The 23209-nt window shown below is 66.7% G+C and carries 22 protein-coding genes; 12 read left to right on the top strand and 10 right to left on the bottom strand.

Annotated elements, in window-relative coordinates; translation table 11 throughout:
• Window positions 1-47 precede the first annotated feature (47 nt).
• From HV681_RS01265 to HV681_RS01255, 3 genes are read left to right on the top strand one after another with little or no spacing between them, the layout of a single operon-like run.
• The gene (locus HV681_RS01265; RefSeq protein WP_175121339.1) at window positions 48-1154 is read left to right on the top strand and encodes an efflux RND transporter periplasmic adaptor subunit; all 1107 of its coding nucleotides are present in this window, start codon (window positions 48-50) and stop codon (window positions 1152-1154) included.
• Window positions 1154-4258 (top strand): efflux RND transporter permease subunit, encoded by a 3105-nt coding sequence (locus HV681_RS01260; protein WP_175121338.1) that lies wholly within the window; start codon window positions 1154-1156, stop codon window positions 4256-4258. Before HV681_RS01265 ends, HV681_RS01260 begins: the two co-directional genes overlap by 1 nt.
• A 57-nt stretch (window positions 4259-4315) precedes the next feature.
• Window positions 4316-4855, top strand: coding sequence for a PaaI family thioesterase (locus HV681_RS01255; protein WP_175121337.1), 540 nt, complete (start codon window positions 4316-4318; stop codon window positions 4853-4855).
• Window positions 4856-4862: 7 nt separating this feature from the next.
• Here the strand turns inward: HV681_RS01255 and HV681_RS01250 are convergent, their stop codons facing one another.
• Window positions 4863-5570, bottom strand: coding sequence for an acetoacetate decarboxylase family protein (locus tag HV681_RS01250; RefSeq protein WP_175121336.1), 708 nt, complete (start codon window positions 5568-5570; stop codon window positions 4863-4865).
• Between the two features lie 124 nt (window positions 5571-5694).
• Here HV681_RS01250 and HV681_RS01245 point away from each other — a divergent pair, with 124 nt between their 5' ends.
• The 4 genes from HV681_RS01245 (at window position 5695) to HV681_RS01230 (ending at window position 10392) form a co-directional block, all read left to right on the top strand.
• On the top strand, window positions 5695-6099 hold the full coding sequence (locus tag HV681_RS01245; protein ID WP_175121335.1) for a DUF2946 family protein: 405 nt from the start codon (window positions 5695-5697) through the stop codon (window positions 6097-6099).
• Window positions 6100-6279: 180 nt separating this feature from the next.
• The gene (locus tag HV681_RS01240) at window positions 6280-8391 is read left to right on the top strand and encodes a TonB-dependent receptor (RefSeq protein ID WP_175121334.1); all 2112 of its coding nucleotides are present in this window, start codon (window positions 6280-6282) and stop codon (window positions 8389-8391) included.
• A 13-nt stretch (window positions 8392-8404) separates the two neighbouring features.
• Window positions 8405-9883 (top strand): PepSY-associated TM helix domain-containing protein, encoded by a 1479-nt coding sequence (locus HV681_RS01235; RefSeq protein WP_175121333.1) that lies wholly within the window; start codon window positions 8405-8407, stop codon window positions 9881-9883.
• 32 nt (window positions 9884-9915) lie between these two features.
• Window positions 9916-10392, top strand: a complete 477-nt coding sequence (locus tag HV681_RS01230; protein WP_175121332.1) for a hypothetical protein — start codon at window positions 9916-9918, stop codon at window positions 10390-10392.
• Between the two features lie 47 nt (window positions 10393-10439).
• On the opposite strand, the gene HV681_RS01225 is transcribed toward HV681_RS01230, so the two are convergent.
• The 4 genes from HV681_RS01225 to HV681_RS01210 form a co-directional block, all read right to left on the bottom strand.
• On the bottom strand, window positions 10440-10637 hold the full coding sequence (locus HV681_RS01225; RefSeq protein WP_175121331.1) for a hypothetical protein: 198 nt from the start codon (window positions 10635-10637) through the stop codon (window positions 10440-10442).
• Window positions 10634-10894, bottom strand: a complete 261-nt coding sequence (locus HV681_RS01220; RefSeq protein WP_175121330.1) for a hypothetical protein — start codon at window positions 10892-10894, stop codon at window positions 10634-10636. Before HV681_RS01220 ends, HV681_RS01225 begins: the two co-directional genes overlap by 4 nt.
• An 84-nt stretch (window positions 10895-10978) precedes the next feature.
• Window positions 10979-11827 carry a c-type cytochrome gene (locus HV681_RS01215; RefSeq protein ID WP_175121329.1) on the bottom strand — a complete coding sequence of 283 codons (849 nt, stop codon included), beginning with the start codon at window positions 11825-11827 and terminating at the stop codon, window positions 10979-10981.
• Window positions 11824-12249 (bottom strand): c-type cytochrome, encoded by a 426-nt coding sequence (locus HV681_RS01210; RefSeq protein WP_175121328.1) that lies wholly within the window; start codon window positions 12247-12249, stop codon window positions 11824-11826. Before HV681_RS01210 ends, HV681_RS01215 begins: the two co-directional genes overlap by 4 nt.
• 171 nt (window positions 12250-12420) lie before the next feature.
• Between HV681_RS01210 and HV681_RS01205 the strand changes: the two genes are divergently transcribed.
• From HV681_RS01205 to HV681_RS01195, 3 genes are read left to right on the top strand one after another with little or no spacing between them, the layout of a single operon-like run.
• A complete protein-coding gene (locus HV681_RS01205) occupies window positions 12421-13383 on the top strand; it encodes a cytochrome c oxidase subunit II (RefSeq protein ID WP_175121327.1) in 963 nt (320 codons plus the stop codon).
• Window positions 13380-15914 carry a cbb3-type cytochrome c oxidase subunit I gene (locus HV681_RS01200; RefSeq protein ID WP_254594853.1) on the top strand — a complete coding sequence of 845 codons (2535 nt, stop codon included), beginning with the start codon at window positions 13380-13382 and terminating at the stop codon, window positions 15912-15914. Before HV681_RS01205 ends, HV681_RS01200 begins: the two co-directional genes overlap by 4 nt.
• Window positions 15915-15917: 3 nt before the next feature.
• A complete protein-coding gene (locus tag HV681_RS01195) occupies window positions 15918-16259 on the top strand; it encodes a hypothetical protein (RefSeq protein ID WP_175121325.1) in 342 nt (113 codons plus the stop codon).
• A gap of 21 nt (window positions 16260-16280) precedes the next feature.
• Here the strand turns inward: HV681_RS01195 and HV681_RS01190 are convergent, their stop codons facing one another.
• Window positions 16281-17234, bottom strand: a complete 954-nt coding sequence (locus HV681_RS01190; RefSeq protein WP_175121324.1) for a cation diffusion facilitator family transporter — start codon at window positions 17232-17234, stop codon at window positions 16281-16283.
• A gap of 181 nt (window positions 17235-17415) precedes the next feature.
• Between HV681_RS01190 and HV681_RS01185 the strand changes: the two genes are divergently transcribed.
• On the top strand, window positions 17416-18024 hold the full coding sequence (locus HV681_RS01185) for an NAD(P)H-dependent oxidoreductase (protein WP_175121323.1): 609 nt from the start codon (window positions 17416-17418) through the stop codon (window positions 18022-18024).
• A gap of 23 nt (window positions 18025-18047) precedes the next feature.
• A complete protein-coding gene (locus HV681_RS01180) occupies window positions 18048-18659 on the top strand; it encodes a TetR/AcrR family transcriptional regulator (RefSeq protein WP_175121322.1) in 612 nt (203 codons plus the stop codon).
• A 13-nt stretch (window positions 18660-18672) separates the two neighbouring features.
• Here the strand turns inward: HV681_RS01180 and HV681_RS01175 are convergent, their stop codons facing one another.
• From HV681_RS01175 to araD, 4 genes are all read right to left on the bottom strand, one after another.
• Window positions 18673-19485 (bottom strand): class I SAM-dependent methyltransferase, encoded by an 813-nt coding sequence (locus HV681_RS01175; RefSeq protein WP_175121321.1) that lies wholly within the window; start codon window positions 19483-19485, stop codon window positions 18673-18675.
• A gap of 146 nt (window positions 19486-19631) precedes the next feature.
• Entirely contained in the window at window positions 19632-20621 is a 990-nt protein-coding gene (locus tag HV681_RS01170) for a Bug family tripartite tricarboxylate transporter substrate binding protein (RefSeq protein WP_105239161.1), read from the bottom strand.
• Window positions 20622-20683: 62 nt separating this feature from the next.
• A complete protein-coding gene (locus HV681_RS01165) occupies window positions 20684-21394 on the bottom strand; it encodes a ribonuclease activity regulator RraA (protein ID WP_056561707.1) in 711 nt (236 codons plus the stop codon).
• A 51-nt stretch (window positions 21395-21445) separates the two neighbouring features.
• On the bottom strand, window positions 21446-23179 hold the full coding sequence (gene araD / locus HV681_RS01160) for an L-arabinonate dehydratase (RefSeq protein WP_175121320.1): 1734 nt from the start codon (window positions 23177-23179) through the stop codon (window positions 21446-21448).
• Window positions 23180-23209 lie beyond the last annotated feature (30 nt).

Genomic DNA, 23209 nt, shown 5'->3' with positions numbered 1-23209 from the left:
TGGTCACTTGTATAGAATGGGGACCTTCTTTGTGAGGATGGTCTCCCATGCTTCGGCGTCTGCTTGCCCCCTTTGCCCTCTGCCTGTTGCCTGTCGCCCTTGCGGCATGCGGCGATAGCCCCCCGTCAGATCCCCGCGTCGACCCGCCCCTTGTCAGAGTCGGCGTGGCGCAAACCGCATCCGCGCCCGCACGCTCCTTTTCGGGGGTCGTGGCGGCGCGCGTTCAAAGCGACCTGGGATTCCGCGTGTCCGGGAAAGTGCTGGAGCGACTGGTCGACACCGGTCAATCGGTGACCCGCGGCCAGCCGCTCATGCGGCTGGATCCGGAAGATCTGGGCCTGCAGGCCCGTGCGCAGATTGAAGCCGTGGCCTCGGCGCGTGCGCGCGCAAAACAGGCTGTCGACGACGATGCCCGCTATCGCGGCCTGGTGGCAGAAGGCGCCGTGTCCGCGTCGGCCTATGCGCAGATCAAGGCCGCGGCCGACACGGCGCGTGCCGATCTGAAGGCGGCCGAAGCGCGGGCCGAGGTCGCGAAAAACGCGTCGAGCTATGCGGTGCTGGTGGCGGACGCGGACGGCGTCGTCGTGGACACGCTGGCCGAACCCGGACAGGTCGTTGCCGCCGGGCAATCCGTCGTGCGGCTGGCGCGCGCCGGCCAGCGCGAAGCCATCGTGCACCTTCCCGAAACACTACGGCCATCCGTGGGATCCGCCGCCCGGGCAATGTTGTACGGGGACCGCCAGTCCCCCGCCCCGGCCACGCTGCGGCAACTGTCGGATGCGGCGGATCGCGTCACGCGGACGTTCGAGGCCAGGTATGTGCTGGAAGGCGCGCTGGCCCGCGCCCCGTTGGGGGCCACCGTCACGATCGACATTCCGCAGTCGCCGGACGGCACGCCCCTGCTGCAGGTGCCGATAGGCGCGGTCTTCGACACCGGCGCCGGCCCGGGCGTCTGGGTGGTGGTGGATGGCGCCCCGGCCCAGGTGGCGCGGCGGCCCGTCCAGGTGCACGGCCTGAGCGACGATGTGGCGCGTGTCGCCGGCGACCTCAAGCCCGGCGAACGTGTCGTGTCCCTGGGTGCGCATCTGCTGCATGAAGGCGAGCCGGTCAGGCTTGGGGAGCAGAAGGCTGCCGACCTCGTGGGAGCGCGTTGATGAGCGAAGGCCGCTTCAATTTGTCTGCGCTCGCCGTGCGCGAGCGCTCGATCACGCTGTTCCTGATTCTTCTCGTCTCTGTCGCCGGAGTTCTCGCGTTCTTCCAATTGGGCCGTGCTGAAGATCCGCCCTTCACCATCAAGCAGATGACCGTCGTCACCGCATGGCCCGGGGCGACCGCACAGGAGATGCAGGACCAGGTCGCCGAACCGCTGGAAAAGCGGTTGCAGGAGTTGCGCTGGTACGACCGGACCGAAACCTTCACGCGGCCCGGCCTGGCATTCACCATGGTGTCGCTGCTGGACAGCACACCGCCTCAGGCGGTGCAGGAAGAGTTCTATCAGGCGCGCAAGAAGCTTGCCGACGAAGCCGGACGTCTGCCGCCCGGCGTAGTCGGGCCCATGGTCAATGACGAGTACGCGGACGTCACGTTTGCCCTGTACGCGCTCAAGGCAAAGGGCGAGCCCCAGCGTCTGCTCGCCCGCGATGCCGAAGCCCTGCGCCAGCAACTGCTGCACGTGCCGGGCGTCAAGAAAGTGAACATCATCGGCGAGCAGCCCGAGCGGATCTTCGTGTCGTTCTCCCATGACCGCCTGGCTACGCTCGGCGTCGATCCGCAGGCCATTTTCGCCGCACTCAACGCGCAGAACGTCCTCACGCCTGCCGGGTCGATCGAGACCAAGGGTCCCCAGGTGTTCCTGCGCGTAGACGGCGCGTTCGACAGCCTGGACAAGATCCGCCAGACGCCCATCACCGCCCGGGGACGCACGCTGAAGCTTGCCGACGTGGCTACCGTGGAACGCGGGTATGAAGACCCGGCCACGTTTCTGGTGCGAAATAACGGCGAGCCCGCGCTGCTCTTGGGCGTGGTCATGCGCGACGAATGGAATGGGCTGGATCTGGGCAGCGCGCTCGAGCAGGAGGTCGGCAAGATCAACACCGCATTGCCGCTCGGGATGAGCCTGACCAAGGTCACCGACCAGGCCGTGAACATCAGCGCGGCGGTGGACGAGTTCATGGTCAAGTTCTTCGTCGCACTGCTTGTCGTGATGCTGGTGTGCTTTGTCAGCATGGGGTGGCGCGTCGGGATCGTCGTGGCCGCCGCCGTGCCCCTGACCCTTGCGGCGGTGTTCGTGATCATGGCGGCCTCGGGCAAGAATTTCGACCGCATCACGCTTGGCTCGTTGATTCTGGCGCTCGGCCTGCTGGTGGACGACGCCATCATTGCCATCGAAATGATGGTGGTCAAGATGGAAGAAGGCTATAGCCGGATCGCAGCGTCGGCGTATGCGTGGAGTCACACGGCCGCCCCCATGCTGTCCGGCACGCTCGTCACCGCGGTGGGTTTCATGCCGAACGGTTTCGCGCGTTCCACCGCGGGCGAGTACACCAGCAACATGTTCTGGATCGTCGGCATTGCGCTGATCGCGTCCTGGGTGGTGGCGGTGTTCTTCACGCCGTATCTGGGCGTGAAGATGCTGCCGGACATCAAGAAGGTTGAAGGCGGACACCACGCCATCTACGACACCCGCCACTACAACCGGTTCCGGCGTCTGCTGGGGCACGTCATCGGCCGCAAATGGCTGGTGGCGGGCACGGTGGTCGCGGTCTTTGCGCTGGCCGTGGTTGGCATGGGTCTGGTCAACAAACAGTTCTTTCCCACTTCGGATCGGCCCGAGGTGCTCGTTGAAGTGCAGATGCCGTACGGCACGTCCATTGAACAAACCAGCGAGGCCGCTGCGACAGTCGAAGCGTGGCTGGCCAAGCAGGCGGAAGCCAGGATCGTCACCGCGTACATCGGACAAGGCGCGCCGCGCTTCTTTCTGGCCATGGCGCCCGAGCTGCCGGACCCGTCATTCGCCAAGATCGTCGTGCTGACGGGCAACGACAAGGAACGCGAAGCGCTCAAGCTCCGGCTTCGCCAGGCCATCGCCGACGGCCTGGCGCCGCAGGCGCAGGTCCGCGTCACTCAGATCGTGTTCGGACCGCCCTCGCCGTTCCCGGTGGCCTATCGCGTCATGGGGCCTGATGCCGGCCAGTTGCGCGCGATTGCCGCGCGCGTCCAGTCGATCATGCACGCCGATCCCATGATGCGCACCGTAAACACCGATTGGGGCGCGCGGGTTCCCGCCCTGCACTTTACGCTGGACCAGGACCGGCTTCAGGCGGTGGGACTGACCTCCAGCTCGGTCGCCCTACAGTTGCAGTTCCTGTTGACTGGCGTACCCCTCACCAACGTTCGCGAGGACATCCGCTCGGTTGAAGTGGTCGGCCGAGCGGCCGGTGACGTCCGCCTGGATCCAGCCAAGATCGCCGGTCTGACGCTGGTGGGGGCCGACGGCCAACGCGTGCCGCTGTCGCAGGTTGGCACGGTGGATGTGCAAATGGAGGATCCGATCCTGCGGCGCCGTGACCGCACGCCGACCATTACGGTTCGCGGCGACATCGCGGAAGGCCTTCAGCCGCCTGACGTTTCCGCCGCGATCTTCAAGCAACTGCAACCTGTCATCAACGACCTGCCAGCGGGATACCGCATCGAACAGGCCGGCTCCATCGAGGAATCTGGGAAGGCAAGCACTGCCATGCTGCCGCTGTTTCCGATCATGATTGCCATCACCCTGCTGATCATCATCCTGCAGGTGCGATCCATCGCCGCCATGGTGATGGTTTTTGCGACCAGCCCGCTCGGCCTGATCGGTGTTGTGCCGACACTGCTCCTGTTCCAGCAGCCGTTCGGCATCAACGCGCTGGTCGGGCTGATTGCCCTGTCCGGCATCCTGATGCGCAATACGCTGATTCTGATCGGCCAGATCCACCACAACGAACAGGAAGGCCTGGCGCCCTATGACGCGGTGGTCGAGGCGACGGTGCAGCGGGCGCGACCGGTGATCCTGACTGCGCTGGCCGCGATACTGGCTTTCATCCCGTTGACGCACTCGGTGTTCTGGGGAACGCTGGCCTACACCCTGATCGGCGGCACGTTCGCCGGCACGATCATCACGCTGGTCTTCCTGCCAGCCATGTACGCCATCTGGTTCAAGATCCGGCCTGCCGTCGCGCAGGACGCTTCCCAACCTGTTGCGGCCCGGGTAACGACGGGTTGATTCACGCCGCCTGCGGCGTGGCACTCGCCCGCCGGGGCTTCACAACGAGGGGGTCGTATGTACAGAAATCAACAGACGTGCTGGACGGTCCAGCACCAGGCTGCATTGGCGCGGCTGCGCACGGGCGGGGGCAAGCCCGGTATCGCCAGTCCGGATCAGATCGCAGGCATGACAGGCTTGCAGATCCTGCACGCGATGATGGCCGGCGAGCTGCCCTACCCGCCCATGAACGACACCGCGAACATGACGTTGGTAGAAGCGGATTCGGGCTGGGCCGTGTTCCTCGGCATCCCCGAACTGCGGCATTGCAATCCGTTCGGCACCGTCCACGGCGGCTGGTTCTCGACGCTGCTGGATTCGGCATTGGGTTGCGCGATCCAAAGTGCGCTTCCGGAAGGCAGGCGCTACACGACGGTCGAACTCAGTGTCAACATCGTGCGTGCGGCGGCGCCATCCAGCGGCCCGCTTCGCGCCGCCGCCACGCTGATACATAGCGGCAAGCAGATCGCCACCGCGCAGGCGCGGGTGGAGGACGAGAACGGCAAGCTGTATGCGCACGCCACCACCACGTGCGTGGTGTTCGACCGGCGTGCATAGCGCACCGCTACACCCCGAACGACACCGACATCCGTTCCAACCATGCGCTGGCCACCGGTTGCCGCCGTGCCAGAAATCCCAGCGGACCCGCTTCGGCCGTGCGCCAGTGCGCGGTCCCGAAACGCAGCGTCCCTCGCAGCGTGCAGCGCGTGCGGATCAGCCCTGCCGGCCCGTCCTGAACCGTCCAGACCGCGAAACGTAGCGGCAAGGCAACGCGCAGGCCGGGCCGGAATTGCACGCTGGCGGCGGGCCGGCCTTCCGCGACGAGCGACGCTTGCGCCAACGCGGCCGGCTCACCTGGCCCGCCCAAGACGGGCAGCGGCTCGAAATAGCCGATGCGCTTCGGGATGCCCCACAGCTTGCGGCCACCTTCTGCGGCCGCCTCGTCGTCCACCCAGATCGGCCCCACCGTGCACGCGGGCGCCAGCAATCCCGCGTGACGCACCGCCGTCGCAAAGAGCAGCTCGTTGTAGGCGAGCGTGCCGCCCGGCTCGTAAGCGGTCCAGACCGTGGTGCAGATGGCATGGCGTCCCAACGTGACCACGCGGGCATCACCGGGCGCCTGCTGCGGCAGATCGGCCAGCGGCACCCGCCATGCACTCAGGAGCGCATGGCCGTGCAGTTTCCAGGGGGCCTGCGGATAAGGAGACGGGAAGCCTGACTGCGTCCTGCCATCCGGCGTGCCGGTCGGGCTGTCGTTCGATGGGGGCATCATCCTGGCGAACTCCTGTCGGGTTTCCAATGCACACACCCGATCGATAGTAAGCGCCCTGCGACCGAACGCCGCATGCGTTTCCATTCGGACAGAATGCGTGAGGTTCTGTAATAGAATCCCGCCCATGTCGACTCATCGGGACTCTGCGTTTCAGCCCCGCGGCCTGCCTTGGCGCTTGCTCGTCTGCCTGGCAATGGCCGCCTTTGTGCTGCGCGCTTTCATCCCGACCGGCTACATGGCGGGGCCGTCCACGACCTCGCTGATGCTGACGCTGTGCGAAGCCGGCGGCACGATGAACGTGACGTTCGACCTGCCGGCCGAGCCGGACGCCAAGCACGGTGCTGCGGAGGCCTGCGCCTTCGGCGCCCTCGCCGCGCACGCAATTCTGCCGGACACCGGGCTCGCACCTGCGTTGTCGGCGCGCGCCGCCTACGCCGCGCCCGACACTCCCGTCTACCGCGCCACGCCGCCGCTGCCGGCCCTTGGGCCGCCGCTGGGGTCACGCGCCCCGCCTTCCCTGTCTTCCTGATCCGCCGCGCGCGCCCCTGACGCCGCGCACGGCAGCGAAGAGCGGGAACCCCGTAGACCAGCCTCATGGCGCCATCGCATCGGCGCTGCCTGCACGGCCATCCCCTCTTCGCCCGCGCTTTGCCGACCGGCCTTCAGGCCGGCGGCAGATTCAGTCGAAGACAAAAGAAGAGGGGTCATCTTGACCATCGTTCGTACGCACGCGTGCCTCGGCACGACGCTGATCCTGGCCGCGTTCAACGCCGCCGCCCAAACCGCTCCCGCCACCCTCGCCCCCATCACCGTGGTCGGCGGATCCGAAACGGCGCTGACTACCGAGGCATCCACCGGCTCCAACCTCGGCCTCACGCCCATGCAGACGCCCGCCAGCGTCGACATCATTTCGCGGGAACAGATCGAGTCCCGCGGCGACGCCAGCGTGATCGAAGCGATTACCCGCGCGCCCGGTTTCTCGGCCGCGCCCCACCCTGGCAACGGCAATAGCGCCCTGTCGGTGCGCGGCTTCACCGACAGCACGTCGGTCATGCGCTTGTACGACGGACTGCGCCAGTATGGCGGCGTCGGCCTGACGTTTCCGTTCGACACGTGGTCGGTCGAGCGCATCGAGGTGCTGCGCGGCCCCGCGTCCGTCATCTATGGCGACGGCGCGATCGGCGGCGTCGTCAATGTGATTCCCAAGCGTCCCACTCGCGGGCCGATCCAGAACGAAGTGCAGGCCACGATCGGCACGCAGGATACGGCGCGGCTGGGACTGGGCAGCGGCGGCGCGCTGAGTGACACCCTGTCGTATCGCCTGGATGTCAGCGGCAACTACACGGACGGTTATGTCGACCGCGGCCAGTCGGGCGATGCGACGTTTTCGGGCGCGTTGCGCTGGGACGCCACGCCGGACCTGAACATGACGTTGAGTTACGCCTACGGCTACCAGCGCCCGATGCGGTACTTCGGCACCCCGATGATCAACGGCGAGCAGGACGACGCCGTGCGCAAGCAGAACTACAACGTCGCCGACAGCTTCATGCGCTTTCGCGACCAGTGGACCCAGCTGGACACCGTCTGGACGCCGAACGACGCCACCACCGTGCGGGCACGCCTTTATCACGTGCAGAGCGACCGCGACTGGCGCAACGCCGAGCGCTACGTATACAACCCCACGACCAGCCTGATCGACCGATCCGACAACACGCAGATCACGCATGACCAGACCCAGACCGGCCTGACCACCAGCGCCGTCTTCAAAGGCACGCTGGCGGGCCTGGAGAACACGGTATCGGTGGGCTTTGACGTCAACCACGCCACGTTCAAGCACATCAACAACACCTACACAGGCAGTTCGGGGTCGGTGGATCCGTATGACCCGGATCACGGCCAATACCAGAGCGACGTGCCGTTCATTCCGCGTTACCGCAACAAGGCGGATCAGTTTGCCCTGTTCATGGAAGACCGCCTGGCGCTGACCAGCAAGTGGTCGATCATCGGCGGCCTGCGCTACGACCACGCGAAGGTCACGCGCGACGACCTGGTCACCGATCAGCGCGCCTTGTCCAAGACGTTTTCCGACGTGGGTTGGCGCATCGGCACCGTGTACGACGTGACGCCGGATCTGGCCGTCTACGCGCAGTACGCGCAAGCCGCCGATCCGGTCAGCGGGCTGCTGATGATCAGCCCGTCCAACGCGTCGTTCGACCTGTCGCGCGGCAAGCAGATCGAGGTCGGCCTGAAGCAGAACTTCATGGATGGACGCGGCGAGTGGACGCTGGCGGCGTACGAAGTCCGCAAGACCAATCTGCTGTCGCGCGACGCCGACGACCCGAGCCTGCGGGTGCAGGTCGGCGAGCAATCGTCGCGCGGCCTGGAAACGTCGCTGTCGCTGGCGGTTGCGCCCGGCTGGACGATCGACGCCAATGCCACCGTGCTGCGGGCAAAGTACGACGATTTCTCCGAATCGGTGGGCGGGGCGGCCGTCTCGCGCGCGGGCAATGTCCCGCCCAACGTGCCGCAACGCCTGGCGAATCTGTGGCTAAGCTGGAACTTCCAGCCGGGCTGGACCGCGATGGGCGGGATGCGCTACGTGGGCAAGCGCTATGCGGACAGCGCCAACACCATCGAACTGCCGTCCTACACCACGACCGACCTGGCGCTGCGCTGGGACGTGAACAAGGACACCGCCATCACGGCCCGGGGTTTCAACGTTTTTGACCGTGCGTACTTCACCACGGCCTACTACACCAACACGCAATGGATGTATGGGCCGAGCCGCCGGTTCGAACTGACGTTGAACCACCGCTTCTGAGGCGGGCGCGACCATGGACGCCAAGGCGCGCCTGCGCAGGCTGACCTACCTGGCCCATCGCTGGCTGGGGGTTGGCGGCTGCCTGCTGATGCTGGTGTGGTTTCTCAGCGGCATCGTCATGCTGTATGTCGGCTACCCGAAGCTGACGCCCGAAGAGCGGTTTGCCGGCCTGCCTGTGCTGGCTGCAGACGCGTATCTGCCGCTGGACGCAGCGCGGCCAGGCGGCGCGCTTGCCGTCCTGACGTCGGTGCGCGGCGAGCCGACCTACATCGTCCCAACCCCGGACGGCCCGCGCGCCTGGTCCGCGCGCACCGGCCGGCCTGACGGCGTGGTGACAGCGGACATGGGCGTGGCCGCGGCGCACGCGTTCTGGCCTGCGGGCACGGCCCGGTATGCGGGCCTGATCGACGAGGACCGCTGGACGCATTCGCGCGGGCTGGACCGCCATCGCCCCCTGCACAAGGTGAGCATGGAAGGCGACGCGCCGGGCACGCTGTATGTGTCTTCGGCGACGGGCGAAGTCGTGCTGGACGCGCCGATCGCGCAACAGCGCTGGAACTACGTCGGCGCGTGGCTGCACTGGCTATACATGGCGCGCGACCGCTCCGTCGATCCGGTGTGGAGCTGGATGGTGATCGCACTGTCGGCCGTCTGCACCGTGCTGGCTGTCAGCGGCACGGTCGTCGGCGTCTGGCGCTGGCGTTTTCGCGGCCGCTACAAGACGGGCGCGCGCACGCCCTACCGTGAGGCCTGGATGCGCTGGCACCACATCATCGGTCTCGCCTTCAGTGCGTTTGTCTGCACGTGGATCTTCAGCGGGCTGATGTCGATGAACCCGGGCGGGCTATTCGCCGGCTCCGATCCCGGCCCCGACCGGCAAGCCATGGCGGGCGCGCAACTCGCTATGCCGATTGCGGATCCGCAGCCAGTGCTGCAGGCGCTGCTCGCCACGGGCTTTGAACCGGTTCAGCTCGAATGGCGGCGGATGGCAGGCCAGCCGTACGTGCTGGCCCGCGACGCGACGGCCGGCAGCCGCATCGTTCGCCGGGAGGATGGTGCATTGCTGGTGCAGTCGATGTGGCAGCCTGATGCGGTCCTTGACGCCGCGCGCGCCCTGTTTCCCGGCGCGACCGTTCAGGCGACGTTGCTCGATCACTACGACGCCTATTACTACGCGCGCCACGCCGAAGCGATGAACGGCGGTGCACCACGGGGCCTGCCAGTCCTGCGAATCGATTTCGACACCCCGGCCGGTGACCGCGTCTACGTGGACCTGCGCACGGGCGAGGTGGCGCTGAGCCTGTCCCGCGCGCAACGGGTCGGGCGCTGGCTCTTTTACTTCTTGCATAGCTGGGACACCCCCGCCCTGCTGAATGCCGGTGCGGGACGGGACCTGGCGCTTATCCTGCTGAGCCTCGGCGGCCTGGCGGTATCCGCCACGGGCATCGTGCTGGGTGCGCGGCGGTTGGGCTGGTCGCGCGGGCGCCAGTAGAATTGCGCAATCTTCCGACCGCAACGCACGAGATGACGCTTCCTCCAGAACCCTATTCCCCCCGCCGCATTGCCACGCTGGGCGTGTGGCGCGAGGCAGGTCATTCGATCAAGGCGTACGGCATTCATCGAGACCCGAACGCTGCGGGTCCGATCCTGTCCGATCCCGTCAACGCGTCAGTCCGCGCCGCCGTGCGCGACGTCCTGGACGAACACGCTGGCGGTCCGCGCACCCATGGTCTTGGCTACTGCATTGCGCACGTAGGCGAGGAGGCCGTGTGGCTGCTCGTGGACTGGTGGATCTCCGGCGGCATCGTGTGCCAGCGCATGCTCTCCGCACCGTTGGCCCGGCCGGACGCGTTTGCGCCGGTCAACGCGCCCGCGCTGGCTTGTGTGTGGGAACTGGCCGTGATCGCGCATGAACGCGACGCGTGGGTGCGGCACATGCTTACCGAACGGCCAGACGCGGACGGATATCTGCACGACGTGCTGGCCGCCGGGCGATATTGACGCGCGGCGCGCGGTACGGACGCGGGCCCCACGTTATTGGCGCGGCGTCAATCCGAGTGTGGCTGCGGCGGGGTGTCCATCGAGGCATCGACCTCGGAGATCGTCTCGCCCGGGTAGGCGACGCGGGCGGCTGCCGCGGCGTCGTCGCGCGTCGGATACGAGCCGGCATCCTCCTGGACGCCCAGCAAAGCGATGCCCCGAAAGCCCCAGTGGCCATCCGCGCGTTGAAAGACTTCGACGATCATTTCTCTTCCTCGTCGCGGTCCGGCGCGGGACGCGTGTCGTTGCTGCCAGGCAGCGTGCCGGTTCGCGCCTCGGCTTCTTCCTGCGCCACGGCCTGATCGAAGCCCGGCTGGTCATGGCTGCGCGCGCGCGGCGGGTGGTCAACGTCGGGCACCGGCTCCGGCGTCGTGGCATGGCCGGACGGGCGCAACGCGCCTTTGTTGACGTCGGGCTGGCCGGGAATGGATTCTCGGGCGTTGTCGGATTTCGGTTGCGTCATGAAAAAGCTCCGGTGCATCACGGTGATTGGCAGGCGAGCAAGTGCCGTTCCTGCATGCGGCGCCCCATGACGGGGGCAAACGCTTCACGGCCCCTCGTTCAATGTGCGCAGGAACGCGGAGATATCCCTTGCATCCTGTTCGCTGACGCCCAGGTCGGGCATGGCCGTGCCCGGTTTGACGGCCGGCGGGTTGCGCAGCCATCGCTCCATGTTGGCGGGCGTATTGGGCAAGACGCCCGCGATGTACGGCCGGTCGCCCATCTGATCCAGCGCCGGGCCCACGTAGTTCCACGCGCCGGGCACGCCCGGGATTGCATGGCACGTCACGCAAAGATACTGTTGCAGCGCATCGCGCCCAGCCCGCGCGTCTCCCACATGGGCCGCCGTCTGGGCGTTTGCCTGCGGCTTTTCCGCCGGTTGTGCATCATCGCCACGCCGATAGTCATCGGCGGACAGGCCCGGCAACACGCGCAGAAACGCCACCACGTCCCAGATCTCGTCGTCGGTCAGCCGATACTGCCACGCCGGCATGCCGGTCATCTTGATGCCCTGTCGCGTGACCCAGAAGATTTCGGCCGCTGTGCGCGTGCGTGCGGTGGCGACGAGCGCGGCGGGCGCCGGATTCAGCCCCAGCGCGTACGGCTGAGGCGCCACCCCCGGCCCGCCGTGGCACTGGGCGCAGTGGGCGCGGTACAGACGTGAACCGTTCTGGATGCGTTCGGCGGTGTCCAGTTCAGGCGGCATGATCTCCGCTGACCGCATCTTCACGGCCCGCGTCAACGCGACATCCAGCAGGTGATGCACCGGCGTGGTGTGCGGCGACGTCGCCGTCACGTCGTACATGCCGAAATACACCACACCGCCGCCAACCGCGCCTGCGGTGGCGGCAGCGGCAACGAGCGTGAGTGCGGCAGTGCGCTTCCAGCGCTTCATGGCGCCCTCGCCTTGCGGTCCGCGCGCTGCGTCAGATAGGCGGCAATGTCCTCGGCGTCGGCCTGTTGCAGACCGGTGTCGGGCATGGCCGTACGGGGATTCACGGCAGGCGGATCCATCAGCCAGCGCACCAGATTTTCAGGGGTGTTCGGCAGCAGACCGGCAACGTACGCCTGCCGCGCCATGTTGCCCAGCGGCGGCCCGACGCGGGACGCCGGACCGCTGACGCCGGGCACGGTATGACACGCGGTGCAGCCGTGCTCGGCAATCAACCGGCGGCCTCGGTCTGGGTCAGCCCGTTCGCGCAACCCGCCCGCCGCGTCCGCAGGAAAGAGCGGCGGCTTGTCTTCCTGACACGCGCCCAGCAGCAACATCGCAGCCAGGGCCGGTAGCAGGCGGTTGGGTCGGGCTAGCCGGCGCAATGCCGTCTCCTGAATCGCGCTGATTGGCGCAGAACCTGGACTTGCCAGCAACTCCTGTGCCTGCGCTTCGGCTGCGTACGCGGGCACGAAAGATGCTGACGATGCCCCTCGCGGGCCGGCGGCCCGTTGGCCTTGTCGGCCAACGCGCGCCGGGTCATCCACTACAAGAACATGGCGAAAATCCTTCTTATCGTGCTCGCCGCCGCGTTGCCCTTTGCCGCATCGGCCCAACCCAGCGGCGAGGACGCCGCGCGCATCGCCGAGATCGGCTGGGTCCTTTACGTGGGTGCGGCGGCGATCTTCGTCGTAGTGGCCGCGCTGCTGGCGCTCGCGGTGTTCGGTCCGGTGACGCTGCGCCGCCGGCTTTCCCGGCCTGGGCTCATCGTCGGTGCGGGCATCGCGTTTCCCGTCGTGGCGTTGACCGCCCTGCTCGTCTACGTGCTGACGCCTTCCCCATCGGCGGCCCGGGACGCTGCATCGTTTGCCGCGCGCATCGAAGTCACCGGCGAATTGTGGTGGTGGCGCGTGCGCTATCTGGATGCGTCCGGCGGCGTGATCTTCGAGACTGCCAACGAGATCCGCATCCCCACGGGCAAGCCCGTGCAATTCCTGCTCAAGTCCGACAACGTGATCCACAGTTTCTGGATTCCCGAACTGGGTGGCAAGCTCGACATGATCCCCGGCCGCGTGAACCGGATGCGCGCGCTGGCACGGACCCCGGGCACGTTTCGCGGCCACTGCGCCGAATATTGCGGCGCGCAACACGCGCAGATGCTGTTCGACGTGCAGGCGGTGGACGCCGAGGCCTTCGACGCCTGGGTGCAGGCGCAACGCCAGCCGGCAGCCGCGCCCGACGCCGCGCTGAAACCGGCGGCCGAGCTATTCAATCAGGCCTGTGCGCAATGCCACACGGTGCGCGGAACAGAGGCACGCGGCACGCTGGGACCGGACCTCACCCATGTGGGCAGCCGCCCGTCCCTTGCGGCGGGCATATTGCCGAACAACGTGGGCGCGCTGGGCGGGTGGATCGCCGGCAGCCAGCAGATCAAGCCCGGCAATGGCATGCCGTCCTTTGACCAATGGCCGGGCGAGGACTTGCGCGCCGTGGCCCGCTACCTGGAAGGCCTGAAGTGACGCGCCCGACATCCCCGACCGAGCTTCCCAACGCGTTGCCGCGGCCCGAAGGCGAACTCGAGCAGCTTGAACGCGCCTGGAAGCGTCCCACCGGATGGCGCGCACTCACGGTCGTGAACAACACGTCCATCGGCCTGCTGTACATCGCCACCGCGCTGCTGTTTTTCATCCTGGCCGGCGTGCTGGGGCTGATGATGCGCACGCAGTTGGCTGCGCCAGACAGCAACCTGATCGGCCACGAACTCTATAACCAGCTCTTCACCATGCACGGCACGGTGATGATGTTCCTGTTCGCGGTGCCGGCCGTCGAAGCCGTGGCCGTGCTGCTGCTGCCCAACATGCTGGGCGCGCGCGACCTGCCGTTTCCACGGTTGTCGGCCTACGCCTACTGGGCCTATGCGATCGGCGGGCTGGTTTTCTTCTGCAGCATCTTCGTGGGGTTGGCGCCCGATGGCGGCTGGTTCATGTATCCGCCACTGACCAGCACCCAATACTCGCCCGCGGTGAACGCCGACCTGTGGCTGCTGGGCATCGGCTTCATTGAGATCTCGGCAATTGCGGGCGCCATCGAGCTGGCCGTCGGCATCCTGCGTACGCGCGCGCCCGGCATGACCCTCGACAAGATCCCGGTGTTCGCCTGGGTAATGCTGGTGTTCTGCGGCATGGTGATCATTGCGTTTCCTGCGGTCATCGTCGCCACGGCCCTGCTTGAGCTCGAGCGCGCCTTCGACATGCCGTTCTTCATTGCGGCGCGCGGCGGCGATCCGCTGCTTTGGCAGCATTTGTTCTGGTTCTTCGGCCACCCGGAGGTCTACATCATCTTCCTGCCCGCCGCCGGCATGGTGTCGATGATGATTCCCGCGATGACCGGCACGCCGCTGGTCGGCTATCGCCTGGTGGTGCTGGCCGTCGTGTCCACGGGGTTCCTCAGCTTCGGCCTGTGGGTGCACCACATGTTTGCGACCGGCATTCCGCAGCTGTCGCTCAGCTTCGCGTCGGCCGCCAGCATGGCGGTGTCGGTCCCGACCGCCATCCAGATCTTCGCGTGGATCGCCACCCTTGCCGCCGCCGTCCGGCTGCGCCCGCTCAGGACGCCGACGCTGTTCATCCTGGGATTCTTCTTCGTGTTCGTGATCGGCGGGCTGACGGGAGTGATGGTGGCCGTGATTCCGTTCGACCTGCAGGCGCACGACACCTACTTCGTCGTTGCGCACCTGCATTACGTGCTGTTCGGCGGGATGGTGTTCCCGCTATTCGCGGCGTTCTACTACTGGACGCCCTTCATCAGCGCGCGGCGGCTGTCGGAACGGCTGGGCCGCTGGGCCTTCTGGCTGATGTTCGTGGGCTTTAACGTCGCGTTCTTTCCGATGCACTTCACCGGGCTGGCCGGCATGCCGCGCCGCGTCTACACCTATGCCGAAAGCCAGGGCCTCGGTCCGCTGAACCTGCTGTCGACCGTGGGCGCCTACCTGATCGCCGCCGGGGTGCTCGTCTTCCTGATCGATCTGGCGCGCAACTTCCGGCCGACCATCGACAACAATGCGGGCAACGTCTGGGACGCCGGCACGCTGGAGTGGCTGCCCAGCGGCAGCTACGGGCTGCGCAGCGTGCCTACGGTCACCAGCCGCGAGCCGTTGTGGGACCAGCCCGGCCTCGCGCGGCAGGTCACCGATGGCCAGCATTACCTGCCCAATTCGCCGGCTGGCCTGCGCACCACACTGGTGACCAGCGCGCTGGACGCCCGGCCCGACTACGTGCTGCCGCTGCCTGGCCCCGCGTGGTCGCCGCTGCTGGCGGCCGTGGGCACTGCGGGATTCTTCCTGCTGCTGACCTTCAAGTTGATGCCGCTGGCGGCCGCCTTTGGTGTGCTGGCCGTCGTCTCGCTGTGGCGCTGGCTGTGGGACGCGGATACCGGGCCGGATTACCCCCCGGTTGAGATCGGCGGCGGCCTGCGGCTGCCCATGATGTGCTCGGGCAGCGCGTCGCATGCGTCGTGGGCGATGGTGCTGCTGCTGATCGTTTGCGCCAGCATCTTCGGCTCGTTGCTGTTCAGCTATCTGTTCCTGTGGACCACGAATCCGCAGGCCTGGCCCTCTGCCCGCGCGCTGCCCTCGGCCGGGTGGCCGATGCTGTCGACCGTCATGCTGTTGACGGCCGGCGCCGTTGCAGTGGCCGCCGGACGGTTGATGACGCAGGACCGGCAAGCCGCGCTGCGTTGGTGCGTCGCAGGCGCGGCGCTGTTGCTGACGGCAGCGCCCGCGCTTGACCTGACCGCGCAATGGCAGGCGGGGCTCCGCCCCCAAACCTCCGCCTACACGGCGGCGACCTACGCCGTCGCGGGCCTGCAGGCGCTCTTTGGCGGAATTTCGGCCGTGATGTCCATCTTTACGGTGGCGCGGTCGCTGGCCGGACGGCTCAGCCCCACGCGCCGCGCGGCGTTCGACACCACCCGGGCGATGTTGTTCTACACCGTGGCGCAGGGGCTGATCGCGCTGGCGCTGCTGCACGCCTTTCCGCGGCTGACGGGGTAAGGCATGCAGACGCGCTTCTCGGTAGAACTGCTGTACCTCATCGCCGGCCCGCTGATCTGGCTGGTGCACTTTCTGTTCATCTACATCGTCAACGCGCTGGCCTGCGCGCGTTCGGCGCTGACCGGCCTGTGGCTTGGACTGCCGGTGTCGTCGTGGATCATCGTGGCCGGTAGCGTGGCCGCACTGGCCGGAATGGCGCTGGCCGCGTGGCGCCAGCATGCGCGAGTGCGGGCGCAGCGTGCGCCGCCATTTCATGCCTGGCTTTGTGCCGCGCTGTGCGCGCTGTCGGCCGTGGCCGTCGTCTGGGAAACGCTGCCGGTGTTCCTGATGGCGGCGTGTCTTTGAAACCACACACGGCCGCTGACGCTATTCCGCCCACTCCGGGTCACCCGTAAAGACCACCGTCAGCCAGCGATCCGGGCTGTCCGCGCCAAGCGCCTCCCCGATCTCATCACGCAGGCTGTCCCACGCTTCGATGCCGCGCGCCGGCGTGTCGGCCGGCACGATGAAATACAGCTCGATTTCCTGCGACCGGCCGACCTTTGCCACGTACGCGCGGTACGACGCGAAGCCATGGCGCTGCACGAAGGCCTGCGCCACCGAGTCCACGTGCTGTTTCAGGTCTGCCGGCGTGACCAGCAGCATCTCGGACAACGCCTGGCGGATGACCGACAGCGGCAAGGGGATGATCACCGCGCACACCACGGCCAGCACGGCCGGGTCGATGTAGGGCGAAATCCATTCCCAGCGGGTGCCCTGTACGCCAAACCCGATGCAGAACGCCACCAGCAGCGCGGCCGTGATGCTGGCCGACATGATCCAGCCCTTCAGGTCCATGTGCAGGAATGCCGACCGGATCCGCCGGTTCGCGCGCGCCTCGGCCAGCGCGATTGCCACGCAGGCGGTCAGCGTAAGCACGGCGTAGATGAGCGCCAGGCCAAACTCCAGATTGCGCCCGCCTTTCAGCAGACTGCTGATTGCGTTGATGAGGGCGTAGATCGCCACGCCGCTGAGCAATATGCCGTTCAGGGCCAGCACCATGGGTTCCAGATGCCAGAACCCCATCGTGAAGCGCTCTCGCAGCTTGCGCGGCAGTTGCCGGGACGTGGCGTAAGAGGTGATCAGCCGCACGACGACCAGCGACAGCGCGCTCATGCTGGCGTCGACCAGCGAATAGACACCATCGAAGACGATGGAAAACGATCCCGAGGCCACGCCAAAGCCGATGCCGATGGCGGCGATGCACAGTGTGACCGCGATGGATATCCGCAACACGCCCTGCTCCGAGCGCAGGTCGAACAATGCCGTTCGTGAGGTCATGCTTCCTCCGTGGGGGACTGATCTGGCGACACGATAACCGTATAGATCCGTGGGCGGTGCATGGCTGGGTTCGACGACACCTATGGGAGCGGAAGATTCTTCTGGCGTTACCTACTAAACGTAGGCTACGATTTGTAGACTACGTTTAGTAGGTTAAATCTTCCGATCAAAGGAATTCGCCATGCATGCGCTCATCGTTGTTGCTCATCCCGACCCGGCGTCCCTGACGCACGCCATCGCCCAACATGTCGCGCAAGGGGTTGCGCAGGCAGGCCCGCAGTCGGAGCCGCCGCATTCTTTCGAGGTGGCGGATCTGGCCGCCGAAGGCTTCGACCCGCGCTTCACCCAGGCCGACGTGGACCTGCACCTGACCCGTTCCAACCCGCCCGCGGACGTGACCGCCGAACACGCGCGCCTGGACCGCGCCGATGCGCTGGTGCTGGTGTACCCCGTTCATTGGTGGTCGTTTCCCGCCTTGATGAAGGGATGGATCGACCGCGTCTTCACCAATGGCTGGGCCTACGACGCCCCTCCCGACGGCAAGGTCGTCAAACGCCTGCAGCGGCTGCAGGTGCATCTGGTCGCCAGCGGCGGCGCCGATATGCGCACCTATGCCCGGCATGGCTATTTCGGCGCCATGAAGACGCAAATTGATCACGGCATCTTCGGCTACTGCGGCGCGCGCGTGGCAACATCCGATCTGCTGGTCGCGTCCGACGCCGGATACCCCGAAGCGCACCTGACCGCCGCGCAGGCCATCGGCCAGCGGATCTTTGCCCCGCAGTTGTGAGTTTGACCTCGAAGAGACCCTTGATGACGTCCCTATCCGCCCCCTCTCCCCGCCGCCGCTTGTCCAAGGACGCGCGGCAACGCCAGCTCATCGACGTGTCCTGGGCGCTGATCCGCGATGAAGGCACGGACGCGCTGACGCTGGGCCGGCTGGCTGAACAGGCCGGCGTATCCAAGCCGGTCGTCTATGACCACTTCGGCACCCGCAACGGGCTGCTGGCGGCGCTGTATCAGGATTTCGACCAACGCCAGACGGCGATCATCGACGACGCCATCGCCGCCAGCAAACCCACGCTGCAAGACAAGGCAGACGTCATCGCCACCCGGTACGTGGAATGCGTGTCGGCGCAGGGGCGTGAAATCCCGGGCGTGCTGGCTGCGTTGAATGGCTCACCGGAACTGGCCGCGGTAAAGACGCAATATCAGCACGCGTTCATCAGGAAATGCCAGGACATCCTGGCGCCGTTCGCCGGCTCCCCAGGCGTTGCCTTGGCCAGTCTGTGGGGCATGCTGGGCGCGGCCGACGCGCTCTCGCAGGCGGCGGTCGCAGGCGAGATCACGCAGCAAGCCGCGCGGGACGAGTTGTTCCGGATCATCGTGAACATGGTGAAACACGCACGCCCCCCGGACAAATAGGGTTTGGACTGCCCTATTTTGTTGCGGTGACCACATGCGCCTGGATCTTGCCTGTGATCGGACCGGCGCCGTAGCGGTCGGCCAGAGCCTGCGCCGCTCGCTCCGTGGTGGGCATCAGCAGACTCGCGTCGCGCGCTTCGATTTCGTTGCGCAGGGGTGTGCCCTGACAGTAGGCGGTTGCCGCTTCCTGGGCGGATTGCGCACGGCTGACTTCCTCGTGCGTCTCGATCTGAACGTCTTCAAAGCCCGCCCGCCGCAGGTCATCCCTGATTCGCGCCTTGTCGTAGTAACCATGAGGCGTGCGCGCGATAAAGACCGGTGGGTTCTCCGGAAACATCTCGGCGACCGCCTGTGCGACAACGGCAGCAAATTCATTCTCTTGAACGCTGTCCCACACGCTGAAGACAAAGCGCCCGCCCGGCTGCAGGACCCGGCGCGCCTCGGCATAGGCGCCTATTCGGTCAGGAAAAAACATCGCGCCAAACTGGCAGCACACGACGTCAAAGGTTTCGTCCTCGAACGGCAGGTGCATGGCATCCGCCTGCCGCCATTCGATACGGCCGCCGTCTGCCTGGCGGGCGGCTGCGTAATCGAGCATGGGCTGATTGAGGTCGGAGGCCACATAGCGCGTCCCGGCGCCCAGCCGCGGCGCCAGCGCCCGTGTAACCGCACCGCTGCCCGCCGCCGTTTCCAGCACCGCGCGCGGCGAAAACCCTGCTACCCGCTCCGCCATGCCCGCCGCATAGGGCGCGAAGATCATGGGGACCATCAGGGAGTCGTAAAGCTTCGGAATCGAACCGATGAATGCCTTGTCGAAGTCGGTCATGGTGCTACTCCTTGAACACCGTCGACTCATAAGCTTAGCGCTGCGCGGCCCCGCGCGCACTAGCTGCATATCCCACGCGGGTGACACATGAACCAGGCGCCGAAGGCGCGCGCCAGAACCCCGACGCGCCTTCGGCAAACGGCGTGTTACTCGACCGACGCCCCCGACTTCTTCACCACTTCCGCCCAGCGCGGAATCTCGGTCGCCATCAGCTCCCGAAGCTCATCCGGCGTGCTGCCGACCAGTTCCATGCCCATGGTCTTGCCCAGCTTTTCCTGCACGTCGGGTTCTTTCAGGATCAGGGCGATCTCGGCGGCCAGCTTGTCCAGAATGGGCTTGGGCGTGCCCTTGGGCGCGTACACCGCCTGCCAGGACGCCATCTGGAAGCCCGGCACACCTGCTTCCTGCATGGTCGGGACCTCGGGCGCGAGGGCGATGCGGTCCTTGGTGGTGACGGCCAGCAGCTTGAGCTTGCCGGTCTGCAGCAGCGGCAGCGCCGCCGTCATCTGGTCGAACATGAACGTCACCGCGCCGGACGAGACATCCACCATGGCGGGCGGCGTGCCCTTGTACGGCACGTGGGTGAGCGGCACGCCGATCATGCCGGCGAACAGCTCACCGGCCAGGTGCGTCGAGGTTCCGGCCCCCGAGGACGCGAACGTGCGCTTGGTGGGGTCGCGCTTGAGCAGCGCGATCAGGTCGGCCACCGAGTTCACGCCCAGATTCGGATCCACCAGCAGCACGTTGGGCAGGAAGGCGATCAGCGACACCGGCTCGAAGTCTTTAACCGGGTCGTACTTCAGGTTCTTGTACAGGCTGGCGTTGATGGCATGGGTGCTGATCGTGCCACCGAACAAGGTGTAGCCATCGGGCGGCGCCTTGGCGACGTAGGTGGCGCCGATCCCGCCGGCGGCGCCCGGCTTGTTTTCCACGACGACGTTCTGTTTCAGGCGGTCGCCCAACTTCTGGGCCAGCACCCGGCCCACCACGTCGGTCGAACCGCCCACGGTGAACGGCACCACATAGGAAATCGGCTTTTGCGTGGGCCAGTCGGCGGCGCTGGCGGGCAACGCCAGCGTCCCGAAGACCGCGCCGGCCAGAAGCGCGGCAAGCGCGCCACGTCGTTGCGTGTTCATGAGTTGTCTCCTGCCTTGTTTTATAGGTATGTGTGGGGTGCCGGTCGTGCCGGCGGCAAGGCTCAGCGGCCCTGTTCTTTGCGCCAGGCGGCGAATTTGTCCTTCGTGCCCGGATCGGTCGGCGGGTACAGGCCCAGGATGGACGCGCCGCCTTGCACCTGGCTGGTCACGAAATCCTCGAAGGCGGTCATCTCGACGGCTTCCAGGGCGATCTCGTCAGCCAGGTGCGCCGGAATCACCACCACGCCTTCCCGGTCGCCCACGACGATGTCGCCCGGCCACACGGCCACGTCGCCGCAGCCGATGGGCGCATTGATGTCCAGCGCCTGATGCAACGTCAGGTTGGTGGGTGCGGACGGACGCTGGTGATAGGCGGGAAAGCCCATCTCGGCAATTTCGGGTGAATCGCGAAAGCCCCCGTCGGTGACCACGCCCGCCACGCCACGCTTCATCAGGCGGGTGACCAGAATGGAGCCTGCGGACGCGGCGCGCGCATCCTTGCGGCTGTCGATGACGAAGACCGCGCCTTCCGGGCAGGTCTCGACCGCGGCGCGCTGCGGATGCGCGCGGTCTTCGAACACCTTGATCGTGTTCAGGTCTTCGCGCGCGGGGATGTACCGCAGCGTGAAGGCCGGGCCGACCATGTTGGGCAGGTTGGCGTTCAACGGGCGCACGTCCTGGATGAACTGGTTGCGCAGGCCGCGTTTGAACAGGGCCGTGCACAGGGTGGCGGTGCTGACGCCGGCCAGCCGGGCGCGGGTTTCGGGATTGATTTGGGACACGATGGCTCCGGGTATTGGATCGGGGATCTAAAAATGGCGGATTCAGAAGATGGCGGGCTCGGGCACGGGCGCGCCGAATTCCGTTTCCAGGAAGTCCAGGTCGCAGCCGTCGTTGGCCTGCAGGATGTGCTTGGAATACATCCAGCCGTAACCACGCTCGTAGCGCTTGGGCGGCGGCGTCCAGGCGGCGCGGCGCGCGGCCATTTCCTCGTCGCTGATGTTCAGGTTGATGGTGCGGGCGGGCACGTCCACGGTGATCGTGTCGCCGGTCTTGACCAGCGCCAGCGGGCCGCCGATGTAGCTTTCGGGCGCGACGTGCAGGATGCAGGCGCCGTAGCTGGTGCCGCTCATGCGGGCATCCGACAGGCGGAGCATGTCACGCACGCCCTGCTTGACCAGCTTGGTCGGGATCGGCAGCATGCCCCACTCCGGCATGCCGGGACCGCCCTGCGGACCGGCATTGCGCAAGATCATGATGTGGTCGGCGGTGACGTCCAGGTTCTCGTCCTCGACGGCGGCCTTCATGCTGGGATAGTCGTCAAAGACCAGCGCGGGGCCGGTGTGCCGCAGGTATTGCGGAGCGCACGCGCTGGGCTTGATCACGCAGCCGTCGGGCGCGATGTTGCCGCGCAGTACGGCCAACGCACCTTCGTCGTAGATCGCCTCGTCCAGCTTGCGGATCACGTCGTCGTTGTAGACCTCGGCCCCCGCGATGTTCTCGCCCAGCGACTTGCCGGTAACCGTCATGGCAGACAGGTCCAGGTGGGCATCCTGCAACCGCGACATCAGCGCCGGCAGGCCGCCCGCGTAGTAGAAGTCTTCCATCAGGTAGGTGTCGCCGCTGGGCCGGATGTTGGCAATGACGGGCACCTTGCGGCTGGCCGCGTCGAAATCGTCCAGGCCCACGGCGCAGCCCGCCCGGCGCGACATGGCGACCAGGTGGATGATGGCGTTGGTGGAACAGCCCATCGCCATGGCGACGTTGATGGCGTTCTTGAACGACGCCACGCTCAGGATGCGCTGCGGCGTCAGGTCGTCCCAGACCATCTCGACCACACGCCGGCCGCACTCGGCCGACATGCGCATGTGGTTCACATCCGCAGCAGGGATGGATGAGGCGCCGGGCAGCGTCATGCCAATGGCCTCGGCGATGGCGGTCATGGTGCTGGCGGTGCCCATCGTCATGCAGGTGCCGTAGCTGCGGGCGATGCCGCCCTCCACTTCCGTCCACTGTTCCTGCGTGATCTTGCCAGCGCGGCGTTCGTCCCAGAGCTTCCAGGCGTCCGACCCGGAACCCAGGATCTTGCCCTTCCAGTTGCCGCGCAGCATGGGGCCGGCGGGCACGTAGACGCACGGCAGGCCGGCGCTGATGGCGCCCATGATGAGCCCGGGCGTGGTCTTGTCGCAGCCGCCCATCAAAACGGCCCCGTCCACAGGGTGGCTGCGCAACAGCTCCTCGGTCTCCATGGCCAGGAAGTTGCGGTACAGCATGGTGGTCGGTTTGACGAAAGATTCCGACACGGAGATCGCGGGCAGCTCCACCGGAAAACCGCCCGCCTGGAACACACCGCGCTTCACGTCTTCGACGCGCTGCTTGAAATGGCTGTGACAGGGATTCAGGTCGGACCAGGTGTTGATGATGGCAATGACGGGGCGACCGGCCCAATCGTCGGGGCCGTAGCCCATCTGCATCATGCGGGAACGGTGGCCGAAGGAGCGCAGATCGTCCTTGGCCATCCAGGCAGCGCTGCGCAAGCTTTCGTAGGTGCGTTTCATGGGGATACGAGGGATGCGGAGTAAGAGTCA

Origin of the sequence: Achromobacter animicus (assembly GCF_902859585.1) — a bacterium.
GTDB lineage: Bacteria > Pseudomonadota > Gammaproteobacteria > Burkholderiales > Burkholderiaceae_B > Achromobacter > Achromobacter animicus.
Note: the sequence above shows the minus strand (reverse complement) of the source record. Positions and strands in the feature narration are given on the sequence as shown.